The 5,031-nt window shown below is 61.7% G+C and carries 3 protein-coding genes and 1 pseudogene; 1 reads left to right on the top strand and 3 read right to left on the bottom strand.

Translation table 11 applies throughout. From position 1 onward, the window contains the following. Window positions 1–354 precede the first annotated feature (354 nt). Entirely contained in the window at window positions 355–582 is a 228-nt protein-coding gene (locus BUE39_RS33485; RefSeq protein WP_027776570.1) for a sulfurtransferase TusA family protein, read from the top strand. A 128-nt stretch (window positions 583–710) separates the two neighbouring features. Here the strand turns inward: BUE39_RS33485 and galU are convergent, their stop codons facing one another. The 3 genes and pseudogenes from galU to BUE39_RS35850 form a co-directional block, all read right to left on the bottom strand. Further along, complete coding sequence (gene galU / locus BUE39_RS33490; protein WP_073432963.1) at window positions 711–1,592, bottom strand: UTP--glucose-1-phosphate uridylyltransferase GalU; 882 nt, start codon at window positions 1,590–1,592, stop codon at window positions 711–713. 70 nt (window positions 1,593–1,662) lie between these two features. Then, window positions 1,663–4,542, bottom strand: coding sequence for a valine--tRNA ligase (locus tag BUE39_RS33495; RefSeq protein WP_073432964.1), 2,880 nt, complete (start codon window positions 4,540–4,542; stop codon window positions 1,663–1,665). A gap of 225 nt (window positions 4,543–4,767) precedes the next feature. Next, a pseudogene (locus BUE39_RS35850) lies at window positions 4,768–5,031 on the bottom strand (IS4 family transposase); the annotation flags it as partial.

Genomic DNA, 5,031 nt, shown 5'->3' on the forward strand with positions numbered 1-5,031 from the left:
CAAGCCCATCCTCGGCGCGTGTCTTCTGCGCATCCAGCGCTGTCTGGACGGCCTCGCCGGTGTGCTGGAAATGATCCACCAGACCCGATGCCGGATACAGCCCTCACGCTCCTATCCAAGACCACCCAGAAAAGCCAAGCCCCACTTCCATCTCGCGTACAAACTCGCTTGATGCAGCGGGGCTTAAGTTGAGAGCATTGCCCCGCACAGGGGCAACGCCAATAGACCACTAAGACCAACCAAACCAAACCCGCCGAGCAGGCCAAAACACCAAACAACTCCCTGCGGTAGAATTTGACCCTCTGCCCGGCGCCGCAACCGGCGCCCCCATCCCGAAGGTCATCGTCGATGCAAATTCAGATCCACAAGGAAGTCGATGCGCGCGGGCTGATGTGCCCGCTGCCCATCTTGCGCGCCAAGAAGGCGCTCGCCGACATGGAAAGCGGCCAGATTCTCAAGGTGCTGGCCACCGATCCCGGCTCGCAGCGCGATTTCGCCGCGTTCGCGAAGCAAACCGGCAATGAAATCGTCGAAAGCTCAGCGCACGACAAGGTCTTCACGTTTCTGATGAAGCGCCGCTGATTCACGCGCGCTCCCGAACGCTCGCACCCAAAACAAAAGGCGCTGTGCCCGCAAATGCGGGTCACAGCGCCTTTTTCATGCCCTGCAAGACCAATAAATAACCGGGCGCCAGGAACGCAACTGCGCGTTCAGCCTTCGAGCACCGGCGAACGCGTGCGCAGATATTCCTCGAAATCGGCGGCTACTTCCGGGTGACGCAGCGCGAACTCCACTGTCGCCTTCAGATAACCCAGCTTGCTGCCGCAGTCGAAACGCGTGCCGTGATACTTGTACGCCAGCACCTGCTCATCGGCGAGCAGCGACTGAATCGCGTCCGTCAGCTGCAATTCGCCGCCGGCGCCCGGCTTGAGCGCGCGGATGTGATCGAAAATCCGCGGCTTGAGCACGTAGCGGCCCACCACGCCGAGATTCGACGGCGCCACGTTCGGCTCCGGCTTTTCGACGATGCCCGACATCTTGATGATCGAGTCTTCCCACTCCTTGCCGTCGACAATGCCGTACGACTTGGTTTCCTGCGCGGGAATCTCTTCGACGCCGATCACCGAGCTGTGATAGTGGTCGAACACCTCGATCATTTGCGTCATCACGGGCGGCGTGCCGTACAGCAAATCGTCCGCGAGAATCACGGCGAAGGGGTTGTCGCCCACCAGTTTTTCCGCGCACAGCACCGCGTGGCCGAGGCCCAACGCTTCCGGCTGGCGCACGTAGAAACAGTCGACGTGGCTCGGCTTGATGCTGCGCACCAGTTCGAGCAGCTTGTCCTTGCCGCGCGCCTGCAGTTCGGCTTCGATTTCATACGACTTATCGAAATGGTCCTCGATCGCGCGCTTGCTGCGGCCCGTCACGAAGATCATTTCGGTGATGCCGGCCGCCATCGCCTCTTCCACCGCGTATTGGATCAGCGGCTTGTCGACGATCGGCAGCATCTCTTTCGGGCTCGCCTTCGTGGCAGGGAGGAACCGGGTGCCGAGACCTGCCACCGGAAATACCGCCTTTGTAACTTTTAGCATGTGATTACCCTAGTCCTCTGGTTTGCTATGAGTCCGTACCCGCCGCACGAGGGGCGGGCACGAGCCTCGATCAGGCCGGCAAGCGCGCGAACTGCGCTTTCAGCTTGCCGACCGTGGCTTCGAATTCCGCCAGCCTTTTTTGCTCCTGCTCGACGACTGCCGGCGGCGCCTTCGCCACGAAGCTCTCGTTCTGCAATTTGGCGTTGCACTTGACGATTTCCGTGCTCAACCGCGCGATCTCCCTGGACAAGCGCTCGCGCTCGACGGCCACGTCGATCTCCACCTTCAGCACCAGCTTGTCACTGCCTACGATAGCAATTGGCGCGCCATCCGCTTGTGCATCGAGCGCTGCCTCGTCGGCGATGATCTGCACTTCCGATAAGCGAGCCAACGCCTGGGCGTACGGCGCAAACGTGCGCAGACGCTCCGCGTTGCCGGTCGCGAGCAACGGCACCTTGACCGCCGGCGACAGATTCATTTCGCCGCGCAGGTTCCGGCACGCATCGATCACGGCCTTCAGGTCGGCCGCCCATTGCTCGGCGTCTTCGTCGATCTTCGATGGCTCCGCAACGGGGTAAGGCTGCACCATGATCGACGCTTCACCCTCGGCTTTGCCTTCGGGGTAACGGCCGGCCAACGGCGCGACTTTCTGCCACAACGCCTCGGTGATGAACGGAATCACCGGATGCGCGAGGCGCAACACCGTCTCGAGCACGCGCAGCAGCGTGCGGCGCGTGGCGCGCTGCTGGTTCGGCTGACCCGTCTGGATCTGAACCTTGGCGAGTTCGAGGTACCAGTCACAGTATTCATCCCATACGAACTTGTATAGGGCGTTGGCCACATTGTCGAAACGATAGTCGGCGAAACCCTTCGCGACTTCCGCTTCCACGCGTTGCAGGCGCGAGACGATCCAGCGGTCGGCCGCCGAGAAATTCAGGTGGCCCTCCGGACCGCATTCGCCGCACTGCGCCGGCTTGCCGAAACCGCAATCGTGGCCTTCGCAGTTCATCAGCACGAAGCGGGTGGCATTCCACAGCTTGTTGCAGAAGTTGCGGTAGCCCTCGCAGCGTGCCAGGTCGAAATTGACGTTGCGCCCGAGCGTGGCCATCGACGCCATCGTGAAGCGCAGCGCGTCGGTGCCGAATGCCGGAATGCCCGCGGGGAATTCCTTGCGGGTTTTCTTTTCGATCGACGCGGCCTGCCTCGGATTCATCAGGCCGGTGGTGCGTTTGGCGACCAGCGCGTCGAGGCCGATGCCGTCGACGATATCGATCGGGTCGAGCGTATTGCCCTTGCTCTTCGACATTTTCTGGCCTTCGGCGTCGCGCACGAGACCGTGCACGTAGACCGTCTCGAACGGCACGCGCCCGGTGAAATGCGTGGTCATCATGACCATGCGCGCGACCCAGAAGAAGATGATGTCGAAACCGGTAACGAGCACCGACGAAGGCATGAAGTGCTTCAACTCCTTCGTCTCCGCGGGCCAGCCGAGCGACGAGAACGGCACCAGCGCCGACGAGAACCACGTGTCGAGCACGTCTTCATCGCGCCGCAACGGACCGGTGTAGCCGGCTTCCGCCGCCTTTTCGCGGGCGCCTTCCTCGGTCTTCGCGACGAAGATTTCGCCGTTTTCACCGTACCACGCCGGAATCTGATGACCCCACCAGAGCTGACGCGAGATGCACCAGTCCTGGATGTTTTCCAGCCACTGGTAGTAAGTGCTGGTCCAGTTTTCCGGCACGAATTTGATTTCGCCGCTGCGAACCACGTCCAGCGCCGTTTCCGCGATCGACTTGCCGGGATTGAAGGTGCCTTCCGGCGCCGGCTTGCTCATCGCGACGAACCATTGGTCCGTGAGCATCGGCTCGATCACGACCCCCGTGCGGTCGCCGCGCGGCACCATCAGCTTGTGCGGCTTGACCGATTCGAGCGCGCCGAGCGCTTCGAGATCGGCCACCACGAGCTTGCGGGCCTCGAAGCGGTCCATGCCGCGATATCTTTCCGGCGCGTTCTCGTTGATCTTCGCGTCGAGCGTGAGGATTTCGATTTGCGGCAGCTTGTGGCGCAGGCCGACCTGGTAGTCGTTGAAATCGTGCGCCGGCGTGACTTTTACGACGCCGGTGCCGAATTCGCGGTCCACGTAATCGTCGGCGATGATCGGCACTTCGCGGCCCGAAAGCGGCAGCGTGACCGTCTTGCCGATCAACTGCGCGTAGCGTTCGTCTTCGGGATGCACCATCACCGCAGTGTCGCCGAGCATGGTTTCCGGACGCGTGGTGGCGACCGTCAGGTGGCCCGAGCCGTCGGTGAGCGGATACTGGATATGCCACAGGTGGCCGTTCTCTTCCTCGCTGACCACTTCGAGGTCGGAGACGGCGGTGAGCAGCACCGGGTCCCAGTTCACGAGGCGCTTGCCGCGATAGATCAAACCTTGTTCGTACAGGCGCACGAACACGTCGCGCACGGCGGCCGACATCTTGTCGTCCATCGTGAAGTATTCGCGCGACCAGTCGATGGAAGCGCCGAGACGCCGCACCTGATTCGTGATGGTCGAGCCGGATTCCTGCTTCCATGCCCACACGCGCTCGGTGAATTTTTCGCGGCCGAGGTCGTGACGCGAGACGCCTTGAGCGTCCAGTTGCCGTTCGACGACGATTTGCGTGGCGATGCCCGCGTGGTCGGTGCCGGGCACCCACAGCGTGTTCTCGCCGAGCATGCGGTGGTAGCGGGTGAGGCCGTCCATGATCGTCTGGTTGAACGCATGGCCCATGTGCAGCGTGCCGGTGACGTTCGGCGGCGGCAACTGGATCGAAAAGTCTTTTTTGTTCGCGTCGAAGGAGGGCGCGGCGTAGGCGCGCTTTTCCCATTCGGGGCCCCAGTGGGCTTCGATCGTGTGGGGCTCGAAGCTTTTGGCAAGCGTGGAGGTGGTATCGCTCGGGGTGTCGCTCATTTGTTGATCGGCTGGTGGATGCGGAGAATGTTCGATTATAAGCGGCGCTGCGGGTGGGGTTTGGTTTTGGCCTGCTCGGCGGGGTTTGATGGTTGTGGTTGTTGATTTGTTGGCCTTGCTTGATTTGTTGGCCTTGCTTGCTTTGTTGGCCTTTGCTTGATTTGTTAGTGGTCTATTAGCGTTGCCCCTGTGCGGGGCAATGCTCTCAACTTAAGCCCCGCTGCATCAAGCGAGTTTGTACGCGAGATGGAAGTGGGGCTTGGCTTTTCTGGGTGGTCTTGGATAGGAGCGTGAGGGCTGTATCCGGCATCGGGTCTGGTGGATCATTTCCAGCACACCGGCGAGGCCGTCCAGACAGCGCTGGATGCGCAGAAGACACGCGCCGAGGATGGGCTTGAGTGCGCCCAGTGCATACACCCGGTTAGGACGGCTGGCATGTCTGTCGTCGTGCGGCGCATCGAGATCGCTGAGCAGTGTGCACAGGTTGTC

Origin of the sequence: Paraburkholderia terricola, assembly GCF_900142195.1 — a bacterium.
Taxonomy (GTDB): Bacteria; Pseudomonadota; Gammaproteobacteria; order Burkholderiales; family Burkholderiaceae; genus Paraburkholderia; species Paraburkholderia terricola.